This is a genomic window from Sporosarcina sp. SAFN-010 (assembly GCF_059415065.1).
The window spans coordinates 1-18776 of record NZ_JBPFDS010000013.1 but is presented as its reverse complement, the minus strand read 5'-3'; the positions used below and the strand labels follow the sequence as shown (position 1 = coordinate 18776).

At 37.6% G+C, this 18776-nt stretch carries 27 protein-coding genes; 22 read left to right on the top strand and 5 right to left on the bottom strand.

All coding sequences use genetic code 11. The features are described from left to right. The 3 genes from ACR65F_RS14005 to ACR65F_RS13995 are packed head-to-tail and all read right to left on the bottom strand — an operon-like array spanning position 1 to position 2655. The gene (locus tag ACR65F_RS14005) at positions 1-570 is read right to left on the bottom strand and encodes an SCO family protein (RefSeq protein WP_039044080.1); all 570 of its coding nucleotides are present in this window, start codon (positions 568-570) and stop codon (positions 1-3) included. Further along, positions 567-1979 (bottom strand): sensor histidine kinase, encoded by a 1413-nt coding sequence (locus ACR65F_RS14000; protein WP_440504774.1) that lies wholly within the window; start codon positions 1977-1979, stop codon positions 567-569. The genes ACR65F_RS14005 and ACR65F_RS14000 overlap by 4 nt, the downstream gene beginning before the upstream one ends. A gap of 4 nt (positions 1980-1983) precedes the next feature. Next, entirely contained in the window at positions 1984-2655 is a 672-nt protein-coding gene (locus tag ACR65F_RS13995; protein ID WP_440504773.1) for a response regulator transcription factor, read from the bottom strand. Between the two features lie 174 nt (positions 2656-2829). Between ACR65F_RS13995 and ACR65F_RS13990 the strand changes: the two genes are divergently transcribed. The 19 genes from ACR65F_RS13990 to ACR65F_RS13900 all read left to right on the top strand — a co-directional run bounded on the left by ACR65F_RS13990 (position 2830) and on the right by ACR65F_RS13900 (position 13270). Beyond that, positions 2830-3636 (top strand): FixH family protein, encoded by an 807-nt coding sequence (locus ACR65F_RS13990; protein ID WP_440504772.1) that lies wholly within the window; start codon positions 2830-2832, stop codon positions 3634-3636. Positions 3637-3708: 72 nt separating this feature from the next. Further along, positions 3709-4038 (top strand): ASCH domain-containing protein, encoded by a 330-nt coding sequence (locus ACR65F_RS13985; RefSeq protein WP_039044076.1) that lies wholly within the window; start codon positions 3709-3711, stop codon positions 4036-4038. Between the two features lie 10 nt (positions 4039-4048). Beyond that, positions 4049-4489, top strand: a complete 441-nt coding sequence (locus ACR65F_RS13980) for a hypothetical protein (RefSeq protein ID WP_125101904.1) — start codon at positions 4049-4051, stop codon at positions 4487-4489. 651 nt (positions 4490-5140) lie between these two features. Further along, a complete protein-coding gene (locus tag ACR65F_RS13975) occupies positions 5141-5455 on the top strand; it encodes a hypothetical protein (protein ID WP_440504771.1) in 315 nt (104 codons plus the stop codon). An 85-nt stretch (positions 5456-5540) separates the two neighbouring features. Next, positions 5541-5870 (top strand): nucleoside triphosphate pyrophosphohydrolase, encoded by a 330-nt coding sequence (locus ACR65F_RS13970; RefSeq protein WP_440504770.1) that lies wholly within the window; start codon positions 5541-5543, stop codon positions 5868-5870. 68 nt (positions 5871-5938) lie between these two features. Continuing rightward, complete coding sequence (locus ACR65F_RS13965; RefSeq protein ID WP_162805820.1) at positions 5939-6088, top strand: hypothetical protein; 150 nt, start codon at positions 5939-5941, stop codon at positions 6086-6088. 36 nt (positions 6089-6124) lie between these two features. Next, a complete protein-coding gene (locus ACR65F_RS13960; protein WP_440504769.1) occupies positions 6125-6643 on the top strand; it encodes a hypothetical protein in 519 nt (172 codons plus the stop codon). A gap of 147 nt (positions 6644-6790) precedes the next feature. Next, entirely contained in the window at positions 6791-6949 is a 159-nt protein-coding gene (locus ACR65F_RS13955) for a hypothetical protein (RefSeq protein WP_440504768.1), read from the top strand. A 97-nt stretch (positions 6950-7046) separates the two neighbouring features. Further along, on the top strand, positions 7047-7538 hold the full coding sequence (locus ACR65F_RS13950; protein WP_440504767.1) for an NUDIX domain-containing protein: 492 nt from the start codon (positions 7047-7049) through the stop codon (positions 7536-7538). Between the two features lie 111 nt (positions 7539-7649). Beyond that, positions 7650-7832 carry a hypothetical protein gene (locus tag ACR65F_RS13945; RefSeq protein ID WP_440504766.1) on the top strand — a complete coding sequence of 61 codons (183 nt, stop codon included), beginning with the start codon at positions 7650-7652 and terminating at the stop codon, positions 7830-7832. Positions 7833-7907: 75 nt separating this feature from the next. After that, positions 7908-8399, top strand: a complete 492-nt coding sequence (locus ACR65F_RS13940) for a hypothetical protein (RefSeq protein ID WP_440504765.1) — start codon at positions 7908-7910, stop codon at positions 8397-8399. 146 nt (positions 8400-8545) lie between these two features. Then, positions 8546-9229, top strand: a complete 684-nt coding sequence (locus ACR65F_RS13935) for a VOC family protein (protein WP_440504764.1) — start codon at positions 8546-8548, stop codon at positions 9227-9229. Between the two features lie 358 nt (positions 9230-9587). Further along, a complete protein-coding gene (locus tag ACR65F_RS13930; protein WP_440504763.1) occupies positions 9588-9941 on the top strand; it encodes a hypothetical protein in 354 nt (117 codons plus the stop codon). A 261-nt stretch (positions 9942-10202) separates the two neighbouring features. Then, positions 10203-10811: a CPBP family intramembrane glutamic endopeptidase gene (locus tag ACR65F_RS13925; protein WP_039044261.1), complete on the top strand. Its 609-nt coding sequence runs from the start codon at positions 10203-10205 to the stop codon at positions 10809-10811. Positions 10812-11216: 405 nt separating this feature from the next. After that, complete coding sequence (locus tag ACR65F_RS13920) at positions 11217-11666, top strand: SMI1/KNR4 family protein (RefSeq protein ID WP_039044263.1); 450 nt, start codon at positions 11217-11219, stop codon at positions 11664-11666. Between the two features lie 91 nt (positions 11667-11757). Beyond that, complete coding sequence (locus tag ACR65F_RS13915) at positions 11758-12114, top strand: hypothetical protein (RefSeq protein ID WP_440504762.1); 357 nt, start codon at positions 11758-11760, stop codon at positions 12112-12114. A 74-nt stretch (positions 12115-12188) separates the two neighbouring features. Next, a complete protein-coding gene (locus tag ACR65F_RS13910; RefSeq protein ID WP_039044265.1) occupies positions 12189-12473 on the top strand; it encodes a hypothetical protein in 285 nt (94 codons plus the stop codon). Positions 12474-12575: 102 nt separating this feature from the next. Continuing rightward, the gene (locus ACR65F_RS13905; protein ID WP_039044266.1) at positions 12576-12878 is read left to right on the top strand and encodes a hypothetical protein; all 303 of its coding nucleotides are present in this window, start codon (positions 12576-12578) and stop codon (positions 12876-12878) included. Positions 12879-13015: 137 nt separating this feature from the next. Beyond that, positions 13016-13270, top strand: coding sequence for a hypothetical protein (locus tag ACR65F_RS13900; protein WP_039044267.1), 255 nt, complete (start codon positions 13016-13018; stop codon positions 13268-13270). A 408-nt stretch (positions 13271-13678) separates the two neighbouring features. On the opposite strand, the gene pepF is transcribed toward ACR65F_RS13900, so the two are convergent. Together pepF and ACR65F_RS13890 are read right to left on the bottom strand one after the other, a co-directional pair. After that, on the bottom strand, positions 13679-15505 hold the full coding sequence (gene pepF / locus ACR65F_RS13895) for an oligoendopeptidase F (RefSeq protein WP_440504761.1): 1827 nt from the start codon (positions 15503-15505) through the stop codon (positions 13679-13681). A gap of 87 nt (positions 15506-15592) precedes the next feature. Beyond that, entirely contained in the window at positions 15593-16042 is a 450-nt protein-coding gene (locus tag ACR65F_RS13890) for a hypothetical protein (RefSeq protein WP_039044269.1), read from the bottom strand. A 156-nt stretch (positions 16043-16198) separates the two neighbouring features. Here ACR65F_RS13890 and ACR65F_RS13885 point away from each other — a divergent pair, with 156 nt between their 5' ends. The 3 genes from ACR65F_RS13885 (at position 16199) to ACR65F_RS13875 (ending at position 18493) form a co-directional block, all read left to right on the top strand. Beyond that, on the top strand, positions 16199-16681 hold the full coding sequence (locus ACR65F_RS13885; RefSeq protein WP_440504760.1) for a PaaI family thioesterase: 483 nt from the start codon (positions 16199-16201) through the stop codon (positions 16679-16681). Positions 16682-16743: 62 nt separating this feature from the next. Next, positions 16744-17061: a magnetosome magnetite crystal formation protein family gene (locus ACR65F_RS13880; RefSeq protein ID WP_440504759.1), complete on the top strand. Its 318-nt coding sequence runs from the start codon at positions 16744-16746 to the stop codon at positions 17059-17061. A gap of 196 nt (positions 17062-17257) precedes the next feature. Beyond that, complete coding sequence (locus ACR65F_RS13875; RefSeq protein WP_440504758.1) at positions 17258-18493, top strand: dicarboxylate/amino acid:cation symporter; 1236 nt, start codon at positions 17258-17260, stop codon at positions 18491-18493. The last annotated feature ends 283 nt before the right edge of the window (positions 18494-18776 follow it).

The following is an 18776-nucleotide window of genomic DNA, read 5'->3' as shown; positions in this document are numbered from 1 at the left end:
TTATTTCGTATAGTCTTTCACTGTTTTTAGTAAATCATGTACATAATCTTCATCCACATAATTAAATTCACTGACCAGTTTACCATCTTTTGCAATTAGGTAGAAATTTGTTCCATGAATAACTTGATCGGAAGTATCAGGTTTTTGAATGATGGTCTGGAAATTCTCCCTTGCGAAGGTGGTGATTTCTTGAGCGGAATAGCCAGTTAGAAAATGCCAATTGCTTTCATCCTCTGTGTACTGAGAGGCATATGCTTTTAACGTTTCCGGCGTATCAACTTCTGGATCAACTGTGAACGAAACGAATTGTACATCTAAGTCATGTTTCTTAAATTCTTTTTGCAATGTTGCCATTTCAGATGTCATTGGAGGACAAACTGTTTCACAACTTGTAAATATGAAATCCGCAATCCATACTGTATCTTTCAATTGGTTAAATCCGAACGATTCACCTTGCTGATCGACAAAGGTAAATGATGAGATTTCTCTTCCCGGAGGTTTAGGGGAAGAGCAGGCGGAAAGTAAAACGATAACCACAATCATAATAGGGACGAATCGGGTTGCATTCATGTTGCCTCCTCCTCATTAAACATAGGTAGATCAATCGTAACAGTTGTACCTGTCGAAGGGTCACTATCCATATTGAATGTACCGTGATGCAGACGAATGATTTCTTTGACAATGGAAAGCCCGAGTCCAGTACCACCTGTCGTTCGTGTTCGCGCTTTGTCAGTGCGGAAGAAGCGTTCTCCCATCCTACTTAAGTCTTCTTTTGAAATTGTCAATCCTTCGTTTTGGACTACATATCGAATCTTACTTCCATGTTCATGTAATCCGATTTGGATCATTCCACCGTCGGATACATACTTCACTGCGTTATCGATTGTATTATAGAAGACTTGTTGAATTCGATCTGGATCACCAAGGATGATCAAGTCTTCTTCAACATCAAGTTTAAGTTGAATGGATCGAGCAGCCAAATGTATGCGGAACAATTCCACAGTATCGACTAAAACTTGGGCAACGACGATTGGCTGGGCTTCAACAGTGAATAGACCTTCTTGAAGGTGGTTTAGATCTGTTAAATCATTGATCAATTTACTAAGACGTGCGGTTTCTTTTTCAATGGTGTTCAAGTAATTCTCCGAATCCTGATTTGGATTTCCGGATTCTGTGATTTGTTTTAATGCATGCGTGTACCCGCTAATGTAGGTGAGTGGAGTCCGCATTTCGTGTGCGAGGTTACTTGTAAATTCCCGTTTACGTTCTTCTTGTGCTTCGAGTGAAGAACTCATTGTATTAAAAGCACGTGCCAACTGGCCGATTTCATCAGAACGCTCGGTTTCTACTCTGCCAGAATAGTCTCCATGAGAAATGTTGGCAGCTAGACCTTCTAATTTCCGTAAAGGACTGAAAAGGGAACTCCACACACGATTGATGAGTAAGAAAAGAATTAAGAAAAAGCCTGAACCTGCTGCTATAAGTAAAGGAATACTTTCTTTGAACACATCTTGGATTGCAGCAAGTGGCACGTAGATGTAAATAAAACCTATCAACGAATCTTTTCCTCGAATTGGAAAGATTGCTCCGAGAATTTCTCGATTGAATTCTTCTACATATCCTTTTTTAACAACGTATGAACCTTTTTCAAGTATCTTCCGGTCTGAACTGTCCACTAAATTTTCGTAGTTAACTTGGTAAGGAAAGTAAGAAGATAAGTCGTCTAATTGATCCACGACAACGATCTCGTATTCAGATACTACGTTATACCATTGGATCTTTTCAATGATATCATCGCTCAGTTCCCCGAAATGGTAGTGGGCGGCTGTTCGTTTACCTTGATAGACGATCGACTCTTCAATGCTCTCCAAATACAATTTTGAATATAGAAAATGAATAAAGAAAAATGAAAACAAAATCGTAAATGCAAGGCTTAAGAAAAACAACGACAAGATTTTTTTACTTAATGTTAGTTTCATTGCCTTAGACCTCGAACTTGTAGCCGACTCCCCAGACAGTCTCTATCTTTTGTCCTTCTTCCCCTAATTTCAACCTCAAGGTCTTAATATGTGTGTCGACGGTACGCACGCTACTGTCGTGATCGTCTCCCCAAACAATTTGGAGAAGCTCATCTCTTGAGTAAACGCGACCAGAATTTTTTGCAAGGACGTAAAGAATACCAAATTCCTTCAGTGTAAGTGACAATGCCTTCCCATTTAACGTCGCTCTGTGTGCCTCTTTATCAATTTCAAGTGGACCAAATGACAGTGCGCTGTGAAGTTCTTTGCGTTGATAGGATCTACGCAAGACTGAAGCAACTCTTGCAAGTAATTCACCAGGTAAAAAGGGTTTCACAATATAATCGTCACCATGTTTGAGACCTTTGATTTTATCCCATTCTTCTCCTTTAGCAGACAAGAAGATAATAGGAAGATCGATCGTTCGTTTCACTTCTTGAGCGAAGAGGAAGCCATCCATATAGGGCATCATGACATCTGCTAAACAAAGATCTACACGAATTTCGTGCAGCAGAGAAAGAGCGTGTACTCCATCTGTTGCTTCTACTACGTGATACCCGTCACCCTCTAAAAAAGTGCGAATTAGTTTTCTCATTTCTGCTTCATCATCGATTACCATAATTGTATACGAAATCATCTGGTTTCCTCATTTCATCTATCAATAATCTAATCATTTTCTCAAAAAACGGTGAACATTCCATGAAGTTTAAAGACTTCATAGTTATTTCGAATTTACTTAGTACAATGATGCTCATAAGCTAATAATACTTGAAAGCAGACAAACCGTTAAGCAAAAAGGAGCGAGGTTCATTTGAAAAAGAAACATTTGGCAATTAGTACAGCACTTATCGCATTATTAGTAACAGGATGCGGGCAAAATGATACGGATGGAAATGCAAGTAAAGACGAAGAAGTTGTGGTTGAGCCGATCACGGTAGAGCTAACTGTTCCTGAAACAGGGGAAGCCGAGGAATCCATTCAATTAGCAGCTGCAGTCACTCAAGGTGATGAAAAGGTAACGGATGCAAGTGAAGTTGAATATGAAATTTGGGAAGATGGAAAGAAAGAGGATAGCTGGAAGGTCAAATCCGAACAGAAAACGGATGGCCTTTACGAAGCAAAAGCTAAATTTGAACATGATGGCTTGTACCATGTTCAAGTCCACGTAACAGCGCGAGATATGCATACGATGCCAATGAAAGAGATCACAATTGGTACAGGGGCTGTAGAAGGTGAAGCAGGTACTGAAGCTGAAGGAAGTCATGAGCATCAACATGGGGCAGAAGGCAAAGAAAGTCATGAGCATCATCATGGAACAGAAGGTTTTTCTATGCATTTCATGGAACCTAAAGATGTGAAGGTGAATGAATCTGCAATGATGATGGTCCACTTACAGCTAGATGATAAGCCACTTGAAAAAGCACGTGTACGACTTGAAGTTGTTGTGAATGATAAAACTAATGAAGCACAATGGGTGAAGTTAACGGAAGAGAAGGCTGGAGAATACGCAGGTGAAGTGACATTTGAAGCTGCCGGAACAGCAAGTGTTACCGTTCATGTTGAAAATGAAGAAGGATTGCACGAGCATGAAACTCATGAGATGACTATTTCAAAATAATAGACTGTGTGATTCGAAATTTTATCGAGAACCATATATAATGAAGGAAATAGTTGAAATGGGGAATTTAAAATGGATTATCCAAAAAAAACATGCTCAGTTGAACGACTAGTTACAGTACCAGCAGATGTGGAAAAAGTGTTGGAAGGCAAAAAGACTGCAACTCGGAGAAACGGTGTTTACGCATACCCTGGCGAGGTTATGGAGTTAGATGGTAAGGGATTTAAAGTAGATTCACTTTATCAACAATCACTTGGTGAAGTTACAGAAGAACATGCTCACCAAGAAGGATTTGAAAATCTAGACGCTTACAAGCAGTCGATTCTCGATATGCATGAAGGTATGAAATGGATTCCTACTATGAAAGTATGGGTACATGAGTTTTCTCCCGTAAAGAATTGATGGATTTGATATGGGCTTCTTATATACAGTCGTCGTCTACATCCATGTGTTATCAGCAGTAGCATCAGTAGGACCGCTATTTCTGCTATTCCCGATTATTTCACGTGTCCGCAAAGCGGTTTTGAGTGAGGAAGCAATTCTTCTTTCATTATTCAAATGGACAATTCGCTTTGTGATGCATTCGGGACATGTTCTTGTAGTTTCTGGAGTGATTCTGATCTTGATTGGGCCATGGCCGTGGTACACCTCATGGGTGATTGTCACGTTAGGTATTATGATGCTATCGATTGTATTTCTGGCTAGCGGTTTTTCCGTTGTCTTGAACCGTTTTCCTAAAGAACCGGAAAATCGTGAAGAACTGTTAAAGAAGTTAATGAACACATCGTGGCGGTATATAGGATTACTTCTAATTATGCTCTACCTAATGGTTGCCAAACCATCATTTTGGTAAAGATGAAAACAAACCCAAATAACAAAGTAAACGTTTAAAATATAAAAGCGTGCACATCATTCGTGAGAAATGGATGATGTGCACGCTTTTTCGTTCTATGTAAAAATGGACCTATAATATTAGTCAGGATAGTTTTCTAATAATCGCCAATCCATAAACCTTACAATCAAGACCTCATAGAGTAATCTAGTTTCTTGTTGTTTCCTGGAATATATGATTCACGGCCGTTGGTGAATTGAAAAGAGCCGATAGGATGGTAGAGGAGGAAAACCCGTAGCCACTAGCTTTTTTTGTGTGGGAAATGTGGATTTTGTTAAGGTTCTAAATTTAAGGTATTCGATCTATCATTTAAATAAAGTCTGATAATTCACTGGGGGTTTGGTATAATATAGTAGATATATTGGATTCGTATGTTCATCAATCGGGCCAAACTGTCTGTGAAACCTGTTACTTTCCGCTTCAGTCGGCACGCTTTCCGAGGGGCGTGGCTTGAGCCTCCTCGGTCGCGAAAAGCACGCGCCTTGCGGGGTCTCAAGACGCACGCTGATCCCTTCGGAGTCGGCCGTCTTCCGCTACAAGCAACAGAGCATATTAATATAAATAGCATCTTCTTTAAACGGGCCAAATTCTAGAAAATGATTGGAGACAAATATGGAAAAGAAGTTACAGAAGTCAGGTTTATATGGATTATTATTAGGATTAGCTGTTTCAATTTTATTTGTCAGTTATAAAGATGTACAAGATTTGGGTAATGGTAGTTATGAAACTTCTTACAAGCCCATTTATGACTATGTAATTTTGATTTTACGCTTAGGAATTATAGGAATGTTTGTAGGTTTATTTATTGGTTGGAAAGATTACGAAAAGGAAAATAAAACCCAAAAACAAGGAAAGACTTATTACATCCTTGCATTTTTTGCTGTATTCCTTGCATCCAGCGTCCTAATGTTGATATTTAATTGGTAAAAGGACTTCCGCAAATGGGGTCAGTTGTGGCATAAGGACTGTGCTGTATTCGGGCCAAATTGTTTAACAGACAGGGGTATGGGAAATGAGAACTTATAATAAACTTGTTCGTGATAAAATTCCGGAGATAATTAATCAAAACGGAGAAATATGTGAAATACAAACCCTTGATCAATCAAAGTATTATAGCGAACTAAGGATAAAACTTAAAGAGGAACTAAACGAGTATTTAGAGACGAAAAATGATGAAGAAGCAATCGAGGAGCTTTCAGATATTCTCGAAGTTATATATTCCTTATCTAAAATTCATGGAAAAGGATTCAAAGATGTAGAAGAAGTAAGGCAAAAGAAATTTTATGAACGCGGTGGATTTGAGAAAAAATTATATCTAATGAATGTTGGTGATGATAAATAACTTCATTAGCTTTACACTGCAATCGGGCCATTTTACAAAAGAGAGACTTAGGTCGAGGGGGAAATATCGTGTCATATAATGCAATTTTATTCGCGTTAGTCGCAGGTGTTTTGTCGTTCATTCTAATATTTGCAATGGATTCAATAAACCCAATTTTAATAACGAATATATTGTTGGGTGCCATAGTTGGAATACTTATAGATAAAAAGAAGTCTTAAATAAACTGGGGCTTTAATGGTGGAAGGATTGATGACGTGGTCAAAAATAAGTTAGCCATATTATTTAATGGTATTGAAATAGGTGCTTTTGATACTGCCAAAGACTGGGGAGATGAAACCCAAGACTACTACTACAAATATTTTAATGACAAGGATTTTGAGATTCGTGCAGGATCTATATTAGCCTTTACCGCTATGTTGGGTAATTGGTATAACGGTCCAGCTGATGTATTTCGAACCCAAACAGGGGTCACTCATTTACCGGTTGAACAATTTTATTTTTTTGACGATTATCTTTCTGCATTCTTAGCAAATGCCCCTTCTATAAAAAATGATTTTCCAAACCTTTATTCTTATACTTTGTATTATTTATACGTATTAGATAAACAGAAAGTATTTGAGTTGGTTTTCCCTCAAATTGAACAGGAACTTTTTAAAAAAATGAGAACCCAATTATTTTCAATTGAACAGGATACTGATATGTATACACCACCATTTAATAAAATGCTACGCGAAGTTGGATTGCCAACATTTTTCCCGAGTTGGGATTTGTGAATTAAATCAATAATTACTACGATGATACGGATAATTGTATATGCACCAATCGGGGGCAATTCTTGAACAAGGATTTGCTCCCTTTTCAGTAAAAGAAATTGATTGTTGAATAGAATACTATATTGAAGAAGAAAAAGGAGGGAAAGTATGGATGCTTTTGATGCTGGTATAAATATCATATTTTTTATCTTTATCATTTATTTAATTTCAAGAGTCGCCAATTTTATTAAGCATACGAAAGATAAATTAAACGAAATGGATAAAAAGATAGATGAGATAAAAGAGTACGTAGACAACAAAGATTAGTAAGCATTAATAAATGGACTTCTTCCTTAATCGGGGGCAGTTGTGATAGATGGACTATGCCAGTAACGGGCTAAAAATTATTAAGGGATGAATATATATGACAACAGCATATGTAAATTGGGGAGAAGCAAAAGTAAAAATAACTTGGAAACCTGAATGCCAATCTCCACAATATAATTTAATTACAAGCGTTCATGGATTTTGCTTTTATAAGAATAAGTTGTTATTGGTTAATCTAAGTCATAGAGGATGGGACTTTCCAGGAGGTCACATTGAATTAAATGAAACTCCAGTGGATTGTTTGAAACGTGAAGCTATGGAAGAAGGTTACGTTGAAGGGGAATGTCATTTTCTTGGTCATATTGTAGTTGACCATACTGAAAACCCAAATTGGAATGAAGACAGTCCATATCCAAAAATCGACTATCAGTTGTTTTATCGTATGAATGTTGAGAAATTTCATAGTTTTAGAGGAGAGTATGAATCTTCGGACAGACTTTTTATAGACCCTAAAGAGGTTTCAAATTACTACCGTGACTGGCATGAACTATATCAAGATATACTTAATTACGCATTTAGCATAAAATGAGTGATTATTCAGGTAATGGGCGAGCCTAATGAATAAGGGTAGGCCCCGATCGGTTGTTTTTGTGCAAAGATAATCAAATCAAACTACTAAAATAAAACTTGAGGTGGGAATATGAAAAAAGGCATTTTATTATTTTCCGTAGGCTTAGTGTTATTTATGGTGGGTATGTTTGTGGCAACTCTTTTGTCTACTGGATGGATAATAACTGGAACTTTGATGGCGGTTATTGGTGGTGGACTATTAGGCATTAGCTCTCACTTCCTCGTATCAACAAGCAGAAACATCCATGATTAAGCAATTGGGCACGGTAACTGCACTCCGATCAGGAAAATTAGTAGAGGAGTATAAAGTAAAAAGAAGGGGTGTCCAGTGAAAATCGCAAAGATTACTCTATTCGTTGTTAGTTTGTTATTGTTGGGAGTCTTTCTGCTAGGAAACCAAATGACTCCGAATCCAGGAACTTCATCTGGAAATGGTAATCCAGCATTGTTAATAGCATTTATGCTAATTCCAGTATTTGTCTTTATGGTATTCCTATGGATTCGGATTTTTCATGTGCATCCGTTTGGCAACACTGCATTTATCATCAGCATATTAGCAATTCTCGTTCATTTATCTGCTGCCTATATATATCAAAGAAATGCATTTATTGAATATCGCCAAGTCATTAAGGATGCATTACTAAAAAAAGATGGTGTTGTAGATGCGGAATATCTACAAAGCATTACTACAGGACTGAGTATTCATGTGAACAACCAGTATTTTAATATAAATACTTACTTTATGTTTGTAACCTTGTCGATTTTGATTGCAATTGTGTATACTATTTCCGAGAAAAAAGAAAAGGCTAATATCAAGTGATTTCAATTTGTTAGTATATATTTACCTCTTCTTGTTGTTCAATCATGCCGTTTTATTTTGGAATTATTTTTAATCTTATTACAATGATAGTTATATAGAAAGTTGAATTACTTCATACAAGGACAGACATGAAAGGGGATATTGATATGGAAATAAAAGTACTGACTTTACAAACAACTAAATTAGAAATGTTGAAAGAATTTTATACGCAACATTTAGGATTTATAATTTGCGGTGAGAATCCAAATGGATTTCAAATTCGAGTAGGAACAAGTGTTTTAGAATTTACTAATGAAAAAGTGGTAGGGGAACCATATTATCATTTTGCATTTAATATTCCTGCCAATCAATTTCAGGAAGCGAAGAAATGGTTGAAAGGAAAAACAACCCTTTTGTTAGAAGATGGAGAAGACGAGGCAGATTTTTCATTTTGGCCAGCACATGCTTGCTATTTTGAAGATCCAGCAGGAAATATAGTCGAACTCATTGCTCGATATAATGAGAATCCAAATAGCGAATCGCCATTTACAGTAAATAGTATTATAAATATCAGTGAAATTGGTTTAATCGTAAAAGATGCACCAATGGTCGGTGAGCAATTTAAGGAAATTGACATTTTTGACAGTGATAATGATCCAGTTACTAATTCATCTTTAAACTTTATGCAAGATCATAATAATGGCGTTTTTATTATTTTAACTAGCATGGATAGAAGATGGTTGTTCTCAGAAAAGAAATCTAAATTATTTCCAATGAAAATATTTCTTGATAAACAATTAGTTATAGGAGTAGATAAAGAACATGAATTTTTCATTGAAAAAAGTTCATGATGACAGACTACAAAAGGGATGAGAATCAACTTGAATTCTATCCCTTTTGTGATTTTGATTCTTCGTCATCATTTCCATCAGCTCATTTGATAGTTGGGAGGGACTGTTGATTGTAGCGAAAAGCAGGCCCCTCGCAAAACGTCCTCACGTAGCGAAATTCAATTAATTTTATAATAAAAGAAACAAGACGGTAGGCACCCCTCCATGATTTCTGTAGTTCTTCTACAGCTTGGATGGAGTCCGCGTTTAACAAATTTAATGATAAAAGTTTAATAGTTTAACTTGGTGAGTGCTATTATAGATCAAGAATTGGTTAAGCAAGTTTAGTGCATAAAGGTCCAATGAGGAGCTGATAGTTTTGGCAGACAAAGAAACACAGATAAAGATACTTCTTTATGGAAATGCACTTGATTTTGCTTGTGAAACACTAGGTGTTAAAAATATGAGGTATCATAAATACTCTGAAATTTTTACAGTTAGTGAGGAAGACGTCTATGAGTATACTTTAATCCATGGTATCCCACAGAGTGAATCTACAGGTAGATATTCTTTGGATGAAGGCTTCCATTATTTTGAGGAAGAAGGTAACTGGTATACCTTTTTTAGAGAGAGAGGATATATCTACAATGAAAAAAACTTTGGTAATGATGAGCTCGGTAGAAAGTACATAGTTCAGACATTGCTACAATTAGCTGGTACTGGACTCTACTAGTAGCTGATTACAGCCAATGAAATGTACCACTCGTGACATGTTTTTTTACCACCAAGTGACATAGATTGTACCATTGAGTGACAATACCTTTACCACTCCCTAGCTTCTGGATAATAAATATACTTTTCAGAAATGGGAATGTTATACTTTCTATACAAACATGGCTAATTCGTAATAAAGTCTTTATGCCGCAATCGGGCCATCTAGACGAGTTAAACAATAAAAAAATTACATTAAAATTATTAGATAGGGAAGTCATATATGGATTATGCAAAGGATAAAACAAAAAATATAAAGCACGATTTCAAATTAAAAAACGCGATTTTCCCATTTTCTTCGCTTACATTGATTTGTTTTACTGTAATCTATGCTTTAGTAGTTTACGATGTACTCGCAATCCCAAATTTACTTTCTTTTGATAATCCAATAGAATCTTTAATAATTTCAGGGGTTGCTTCTGTTGGTTTATTATTGTTTGGAGTCATTTTAACTTTAACTATTCCCCAGGACTACATTGACGACACCAATAAAACATACCAAAATGACAGATTGCCAGATGTTTTCATTTTTATGTTTGTAGCTGTATTATTTGAAGAAACGTTATTTAGAGGCATTATTCAAAACCTACTTTTGATATTTACAGGTCATCCATGGGTTGCGATTCTATTAACGGCTTTATTGTTTATTGCCTTTCATTTTCAATATTTTAAAAAGCCAATCATGTTATTGAATATCTGTATTCCAAGCTTAGTTTTTGGTTGGATCTATTTTAAAACTAACAATATTTTAGTCCCGATTTTTGTTCATTTTGTATTGAACTTCGGAATTACGATATTATTTAAATATAAATTAATTAGTTTTAAGAGATGATTTCTTCCACTAACGGGTGCGATTCCATTATAGGAATTGTCCCCGAGTTACAATAAGGGTCACTTTTTTGGATAAACAAGACATATCACGGACTGGAGGGGAATTGTATGTTTAGTTTTCAAACTTTTAAAGATAAACGGTATTGGATTCTTCTCCCCCCATTCATAGTTATCTTTATAGGTATTTCTGTCTTTGCATCTAATTATTTTGTAGAGAATCCTATTATGGTTCTCATACTTTTACTGTTAAATGCAATCTTGTTTTGGGTAACATACCATTTGTGGACGTATATAGGAGATAAAAAACGCAGAGATAGTTAAAGTCTTCAGTTTAGTAATAGGGGGCATTAGTTGCATAAGGACTGTGCCTCAATCGGACCAAATAAATTTATAGAGGAGCAATACTATGCAACACATTTTACGAAACGAAACAATGAACAAACCAGCAACAGACGAAGAAATCACACGTGTCGAACAAACTCTTGGAAGAAAATTACCGACTGATTTCTTACAATTATTGAAGATTGCAAATGGAGGATTTGTCAAAGACACGCATCAAGTTTTTCCCGTAGAATTTTCTATTGAGAGCGGAGATCAGTTCATAGTGGTAGAAGAAATCATGGGGGCTAATGAAGAAGGTTTGATGTTAAGTGATTATTTCATAGGGGAATGGGAACTTCCCGAAGAGCTTGTCCTATTCTCTGGAAGCGGCCACGCATGGGTCGGATTTAACTATGAAAATCGTGAAATTCCAAATGTAGTCTACGTAGAGCCAGATAATGGTGATGGGAACAACTTTCATGTACTTGCTGACACTTTTGACGAGTTCATCAGCAAGCTGATAGTGGCTAAATGATAGTTCTGGAATCGGGTGCGATTGCTTTATAAGCGATTTCGTCTATATCGCAATCGGACCAGTTTACTGAAGGAGTTCTAGGAGGGATGACGTGAGTTATTACTATAACAGTTATTTAAATGTGCTTAAGAGAGAATTTATGCTCGTCATAATGGCAGCGGTTTTGTTAGTTGTAACCTTTTTTATTTGGGTTGGTGTCCCAGTATTTATAATTGGTAGTGCTGTGGCAAGTCTAACAACTAGTCAATTCCTCGTTAATTTATGTATTTCATTTTCAGTAGCTATAATTTTTTCTTTATACTTTTTACCAATCAATTTAAAAGTTGCACAAGATATAGCAGTTACAAAAAAACGCAATCCATATAATTCATTTATACGAATAGAAATTATGTGGATATTAGTTATTGCAGCGATTCTACAAATAATTTTAAGTATCATTCTTCAATAATCGGGGGCAATTCTTGAAGAAGAATTTGCGCCCTTTTCAGCAATAGGGCCATTTAAATTACGAGGAGTGATATTTTGCCAAGAACAGCCATGGGTAAAGTTTCTTTAGCGATGCTAATATTCTTTGTGATTCAAGTAATTTCACTAGTTGTTCTGTACTTCACAGGTGGTTTTCTCGTTATACTTGTGCTTCTGCATTCAACGATAATAACAGCACCTATATTCTTTATTTTTGGCTTAATAGGACTTGTAAAAGAAAAAGGAAATAAGAAAATCATACCGTTAGTTGTACTTGTTCTAGGAGTAATCGAACTTACATTTTACTTGATCACAATTTTTGGATATCAGTTTGGTGGGTAACTGATTCAGTTCGTTAATCGGGGGCGTTTATGGAACACAACCGTTCAACAATAGGGCAAAATAATCGAATAAAATATGTAGAAAATCAGGAGGGATGTCAGTATGGGGTTTGATTTAATCTGGATTGCTATAGGAATTGCCGCTGCAGGGTATTTTATAGGCAATGGGCTTAAAAACTTTAAAAATCCTGATGCTAAAGACAGTCTTAGTGAACTCTTTGAAGATGATGACAATGAACACGAATTGATAAAGGAAAATAATGTTCATTACTTTATAGGGATTTCTAAAGAAGATGCGAAAAGCTTAATTCAAGAATATCCAGACATACCACACGTCCTTATAAATAATAAAATTTATTATCCTAAAGCAAAACTTCGTAAATGGTTATCTGAGTTGGGAGAATAGACTATATAGCACTCGGGTGCGATTGCTTTATAAGAGGTTGCGTCTACATCGCAATCGGGCCATTTTACAGTATAAGATGGTGATGAAATTAACCTTACAGTGTACGTATTCTGTTTGAGTCAAGGGAGTGAATAAAATTGGACAAAATAAAGAATGGCGTTTTTATTTTTTTAGGCATTAGTGTCTTGCTTGCGGGTGGATTTATTTCGAGCGGTCTCAGTGAGGTTGCTGAAAGTATTAATCAACAGGACACGCCAGTTGATGACTCACAGAGAATGATCGTCCAAGATGGAGTTATATACATGTATGACACAATTACGGGCGAAGTTTGGAAAAAGGAAGATAAAACCGGATCTAAGTGGGAAGAGGTCAAGAGAGCTTTTGAATATTAAATAACTAAGGATGCAAACGGGTGCGTTTGTGTAAGATCATACGCCTAATTCCTCGTTCAAGGTACGTGGAGTTAGGCTTTTATCTTCCCAAGTCCTTAACATTTTATATCTCCACATTCTTGACGTTACACCACTGGTAACCCCATTGGCAACGAGTGGTAAAATCCGTGACAATTGCTGGTGAAAACTATGGCAGTAGTGGTACATTCTTGTGGCTGTAATTAGTAGCTGTTTTTTACATAGGGGTGCGCTTACCAAATTAGAATACTTTTACAACAAATATAAAGAAACAACTCTAAACGGTGTCTCAGATGTATATCAAAACAGGAAGATATCACTAAGAACAAACAAGCAAAAGAGCAGTGGCCATCTAGCCACTGCTCTTTTGCTTATTTGTTAAATTATTGATTACTTAGTAGGTTGTGCTTCGGCGTTAATTTCCTCTGTCAGCTGAACGAGCTGGTCAATAAGATCACCAATATAAGCAATCGTATTGCGTAACGGTTCGTCAGTCGTAATGTCGACGCCCGCCATTTTTGAAAGTTCAGCTGGTGTTTGTGTTCCACCTGCTTGTAATACTTTCAACCAATCATCTACTGCTGGCTGACCTTCATTCAACACGCGTTTTGCCATTTCTGTTGAAATCGTAAGCCCTGCACTGTACGTATATGGATACAGACCCATATAGTAGTGTGGTTGACGCATCCACGTAAGCTCTGCGCCTTCATTGATTTCTACAGTATCTCCCCAGAATTCTTCTAGAACGCCACGCTTTAGCTCGTTTAAAATGGTTGCATTGACGCTGCCACCTGCATCGATTTTTTCATACACTTTTCGCTGATAAGCAGCTTCTAGTAAATGAGTTACAAAGTTGTGATAGTACGTACGTGAAATAATAGAAGAAATGACCCAACGTTTGAACTTCAGATCTTCTGAATTTGAAAGAAGATGGTTTGCTACGAGCATTTCATTCATCGTCGATGGAGCTTCGATGAAGTAGGTAGATGGACGTGAGTTGAACACGTTCTGGTTCTTATGAGCGTTGTAGAAATGCCCAGCGTGTCCAAGTTCGTGAGCAAGGACGAATACGTCTTCCATGCTACCTGTCCAAGAAATCAGGATATACGGGTGAGTGCCATAAGGACTGGAACAAAAAGCGCCTGTCGACTTGCCTTTGTTCTGTGCGAAATCCGTCCATCGCTCATCATATGAACGTTTCACCATATCTAAATAGTCTGGCCCCATGATGGCAAGAGCTTCGTTAATGTATTTTTTGGATTCTTCTACAGTGATTGTCGGCTCGTACGTTGCATCCAGAGGAATTTTTAAATCTGCGAACGTCATTTTGTCGAGTCCGTGCACATCTTTTAGAAGGTTTGCATACTTGCGCATGTGTGGAGCCAATTCTTTGGTGATCAAATCGATTTGGCGATGATACAACGACTGATCGACTTCCTGATTGAATAATAAGTAGTCTGTAATACTCTCATAGCCACGTAAATCGGAAGTGATTTTCTCGAGTTGCAAGTGAGAATCATACGTTTTAGCAGTTGTATGCTGATAGTCACGTAATTTTGCAGAAAACGCTTCGAACGCAGCACGGCGTTTTTTCGTATCCGGCTCGGACTCCCAACCACCTTCAAATGATACATAGCTGAGCGGATATGAATTTCCATCTACAACGAAATCGGGAAAATCCATATCGACCATTTTAGTCGTGTTATACAAGCCATATGGTGCTTCGAAAGCAGAAGAATAAGCAGCGAGCACCTTCTCAACTTCCGGGTGAAGGCGATACTGCTTCTCGCGGATCAATTCTCTCAGATAATGGCTATACTCTTCTGATTGCTCCATTGCTTGCTGTAATACGTCCTCAGACAGCTCTAGCAATTCGCTCGTAACAAAAGAGAGTTGGCTTCCTACTTTAGCTGAAACCGAACCGAAATGGCTATCGCGCATTTGTGCTTCGTCATTTGTCTGGTCAACACTCACTGCTAAGCTTGTGTACGTACCAAGTGGAATAATCTGCATGTAAATCGCTTCAAATTGTTTCAGTACAGCTACTACATCTTCTGCTGTTTGGATATTTGCTTGGAACTGTTTTGCGAATGCTGTAACGTCAGTTTGCAATGTTCCTAGAGCTTCGGAATAGGCAGCCTCCGAAGGGAATAGATCTTTCAAATTCCACGTTTCTTCTTGAGGTACTTCTGATCTTAGCGGTAATTGTTTAACCAATGAACTCTCTCCCTTATTTCGAATTCTGAACTAATTTTAGTATAAAACAAATAGACTGAAATGTACAAAGATTAAAGCGCGTGGAAATTAAGATGGAGAATGGCTCGAGAGAATGAAATCTACCATCCAGTCAGTATCTAATGGCCCGTCAAGTAGTGTATATTGCTCTCCATTTTGAGTGACAATCAAACTGTCTTCCACCATTATTGTTACAAGGTTTTCGTCGTGATCTTCGATACTGATTGTGAATTGATTGAAATTCAACTCATCTAGGAGTTCTTGTGAATCTTTTTTCTTTAATTCATAACTACTTAGAAACTCTAACAGATTGGCAATCTGTTCTTTGTCTGATGAAACCCATGCGGGCGGTGTCATGCCTGTAGTAGAAGGTTTTGTAAAAATAAGTTGAACCACATGTTCTTCAGGCAACTGCAGCACTTCTGAGAATTTCTTTGATGAGAATTCGTTAATGGAATGGACCATGGCATAAGCTCCTCCAACGAGTAGAAAAACTAGTAGAAACGCGCGTAATTTCATAGAATCAGCCTCCTTGTATCGTTCGTTAGTGTAGTATACGCATGCTCATGATCAGGTGGTATTCTATTCCGACGCTAGTATATGTATGAGTCAATTGAATAATTCACAGAATTGTTATGATATACTGATAGGCAAATGGTTGAAGGAGGAATTCAAATGGTACAAAAAGTTGAGCATGCGATTCAGGATCGTTATCCGGATGACTTTTCGTGGTGTTATGGATGTGGTCGGTTAAACAAAGAAGGCCACCAATTCAGAACCACTTGGGAAGGGGACCAAACGGTTACATATTATATGCCAGACTCAAATCACAAAGCGATTCCAGGTTTCGTTTATGGTGGGATTATCGCCTCGTTGATAGATTGTCATGGAACTGGATCCGCTTCATTAGCTCTTCATCGTAAAAATGGATTTGAACCTGACAACGAGGAACTTCCACCGAGGTTTGTCACCGCTTCCTTGTCAGTGAATTATGTTAAACCGACTCCAGAAGGAACTACTTTGAAAGCGGTCGGCACTATTGAAGAAATACATCCAAAGAAATTCAAAGTAGCCGTTGAAGTTTTTGCGGGAAGTGAGTTATGTGTAACTGGAGAAGTTGTTGCAGTTGTCATGCCTGCCTCATTCGGGGCAAAATAAAATGAATCTTTTCTCTGCTTCACTCGTAAAATTACTAAGATCGAGTGAAGGGATGGAAACTTGTGGAAACAAAAGGATTAAAGATTCTCATACATGCCAGCGCATTCTTTGCACCATTTTTGGTGCCAGTTGCGATTTACATCATGACGTTTTTTGTGGAGTTGGATGAACAAATAAAACGGTTGTCTATTCAAGCGCTTTTGTTCCAATTAGTCATGGGAGCATTAATCGTTGTGTCAACGATCTTTTCGTTTATCCTAATTGGAATACCGTTCCTAATTGGTTTCATCATCATGACAATTGTCATTCCGATTATCGCGATTATTAAAACGCTTCAAGATGAGCCATACAACTATCCAATCGTGGGACGTTGGTTCTAATAATTTTACTGAATAGAAAAAAAGTAGTTGTGTTCCTATACTAGAAAAGTTATTATGTATAGAAATGCACACGTGAAAACCTTTCCCGTGAGATGGTGCTCAGGGAAGGGGTTTTTTTTATAGTATTGAGTGAAAGCGTTTGCATGTATACATATACTTTGGAATACAGTACATTACCAATGATGAAGAGGAGGGGATGGAATTGAAATTACGTTTTAACTTGGTCACACAAATTTTTGTTGCGTTTGTTTCGGCTATTATTCTAGGAAGTATTTTCGGAAGTAAAATCGATTTCCTGCAGCCACTTGGGGATTTGTTCTTACGACTCATTAAATTTGTAATTGCACCTCTTATTCTTTCAACTCTAGTTGTAGGGGTTGCGAGTATGTCAGATCCGAAACAACTGGGACGAATCGGTATCAAAACGATTGTATATTATTTAGCCACAACTGCCATCGCAATTATAATTGGTTTGTCAGTAGCGTTTTTGATCAACCCAGGGACTGGGGTCAACATTTCTACAGATGAGAGTAGTATACCTGAAGCTGCTATCGCAGAACCACAAAGTGCGATTGATACGTTCTTGAACATAGTACCTACCAATCCTTTTGAGGCACTTGCTACGGGGAACATTCTACAAATTATTTTCTTTGCCTTGTTCATCGGCATTGCCATTACGATGATTGGTGAAAAGGCGGCACCCGTGTTGTCCTTCTTTGAGGGATTTGCGGAAATCATGTACAAAATTACAGGAATCATTATGCGTGTCGCTCCATTTGGTATTCTGGGATTAATGGCGCCAGTCGTTGGAGAATATGGATTATCTGTATTGCTGCCTTTGTTAAAAGTAGTGCTAGCCGTATACATTGCGTGTATTGTGCATGCCCTTGTCGTTTACTCCATTGCTGTGAAAACAATGGGCAAACTTAGCCCAATAACGTTCTTTAAAGGCATCTTCCCAGCTGCGCTTGTTGCATTTAGTACTGCAAGCAGCGCAGGGACACTTCCTGTTACTATCAAGAACACAACAGAGAATCTAGGCGTGCCAAAACGTATCGCGAGTTTTGTTTTGCCGCTTGGAGCTACTATCAATATGGATGGAACTGCAATCTATCAAGGGGTTGCAGTCGTGTTCATCGCACAATTCTTCGATCTTCAGCTGACGTTCCTACAGTTGCTAACTGTCGTTTTGACGACTGTTCTAGCATCAATTGGTACAGCGGGAGTACCAGGTGCAGGCATGATTATGCTTGCAATGGTTCTGAACTCCGTGAATATGCCACTTGAAGGAATCGCTCTCATTGCAGGTATTGACCGGGTGCTCGACATGATGCGGACGTCTGTTAATATCGTCGGAGATGCATCAGCTGCGGTCATTGTAGCTGGATCAGAAAGAGAGATAAAACCGATTAAATCGACTGTCAATTCATAAAAGACTTGATACAAAAACGTCGTCCATTTCATATGGACGACGCAGACTGTAGACAAACTCCAGAAATCATGGATTTGCCTATAGTCTTTTTCTTTTACAATAGGATTAACTATGAAAAGTTGATTTTCACTGCGAGCGGACGCTTTCCGAGGGGCTTGCTCTCCGCTACAATCAACAGTATCTCCCAATTATCAAATGAGGTGATGGCAATGATGACGAAAAAACAAATCAAAGAACGGGAACAGGTGGAGATGCTAATAATCTAACAGTTAGTCCCGCGAGA

Excerpts from the sequence above, each read along its gene's own strand:
- ACR65F_RS14005 (WP_039044080.1), bottom strand. The coding sequence starts at position 570 with ATGAATGCAACCCGATTCGTCCCTATTATGATTGTGGTTATCGTTTTA.
- ACR65F_RS14000 (WP_440504774.1), bottom strand. The coding sequence starts at position 1,979 with ATGAAACTAACATTAAGTAAAAAAATCTTGTCGTTGTTTTTCTTAAGC.
- ACR65F_RS13995 (WP_440504773.1), bottom strand. The coding sequence starts at position 2,655 with ATGATTTCGTATACAATTATGGTAATCGATGATGAAGCAGAAATGAGA.
- ACR65F_RS13985 (WP_039044076.1), top strand. The coding sequence starts at position 3,709 with ATGGATTATCCAAAAAAAACATGCTCAGTTGAACGACTAGTTACAGTA.
- ACR65F_RS13980 (WP_125101904.1), top strand. The coding sequence starts at position 4,049 with ATGGGCTTCTTATATACAGTCGTCGTCTACATCCATGTGTTATCAGCA.
- ACR65F_RS13975 (WP_440504771.1), top strand. The coding sequence starts at position 5,141 with ATGGAAAAGAAGTTACAGAAGTCAGGTTTATATGGATTATTATTAGGA.
- ACR65F_RS13970 (WP_440504770.1), top strand. The coding sequence starts at position 5,541 with ATGAGAACTTATAATAAACTTGTTCGTGATAAAATTCCGGAGATAATT.
- ACR65F_RS13955 (WP_440504768.1), top strand. The coding sequence starts at position 6,791 with ATGGATGCTTTTGATGCTGGTATAAATATCATATTTTTTATCTTTATC.
- ACR65F_RS13950 (WP_440504767.1), top strand. The coding sequence starts at position 7,047 with ATGACAACAGCATATGTAAATTGGGGAGAAGCAAAAGTAAAAATAACT.
- ACR65F_RS13945 (WP_440504766.1), top strand. The coding sequence starts at position 7,650 with ATGAAAAAAGGCATTTTATTATTTTCCGTAGGCTTAGTGTTATTTATG.
- ACR65F_RS13935 (WP_440504764.1), top strand. The coding sequence starts at position 8,546 with ATGGAAATAAAAGTACTGACTTTACAAACAACTAAATTAGAAATGTTG.
- ACR65F_RS13925 (WP_039044261.1), top strand. The coding sequence starts at position 10,203 with ATGGATTATGCAAAGGATAAAACAAAAAATATAAAGCACGATTTCAAA.
- ACR65F_RS13920 (WP_039044263.1), top strand. The coding sequence starts at position 11,217 with ATGCAACACATTTTACGAAACGAAACAATGAACAAACCAGCAACAGAC.
- ACR65F_RS13905 (WP_039044266.1), top strand. The coding sequence starts at position 12,576 with ATGGGGTTTGATTTAATCTGGATTGCTATAGGAATTGCCGCTGCAGGG.
- ACR65F_RS13890 (WP_039044269.1), bottom strand. The coding sequence starts at position 16,042 with ATGAAATTACGCGCGTTTCTACTAGTTTTTCTACTCGTTGGAGGAGCT.
- ACR65F_RS13885 (WP_440504760.1), top strand. The coding sequence starts at position 16,199 with ATGGTACAAAAAGTTGAGCATGCGATTCAGGATCGTTATCCGGATGAC.
- ACR65F_RS13875 (WP_440504758.1), top strand. The coding sequence starts at position 17,258 with ATGGAATTGAAATTACGTTTTAACTTGGTCACACAAATTTTTGTTGCG.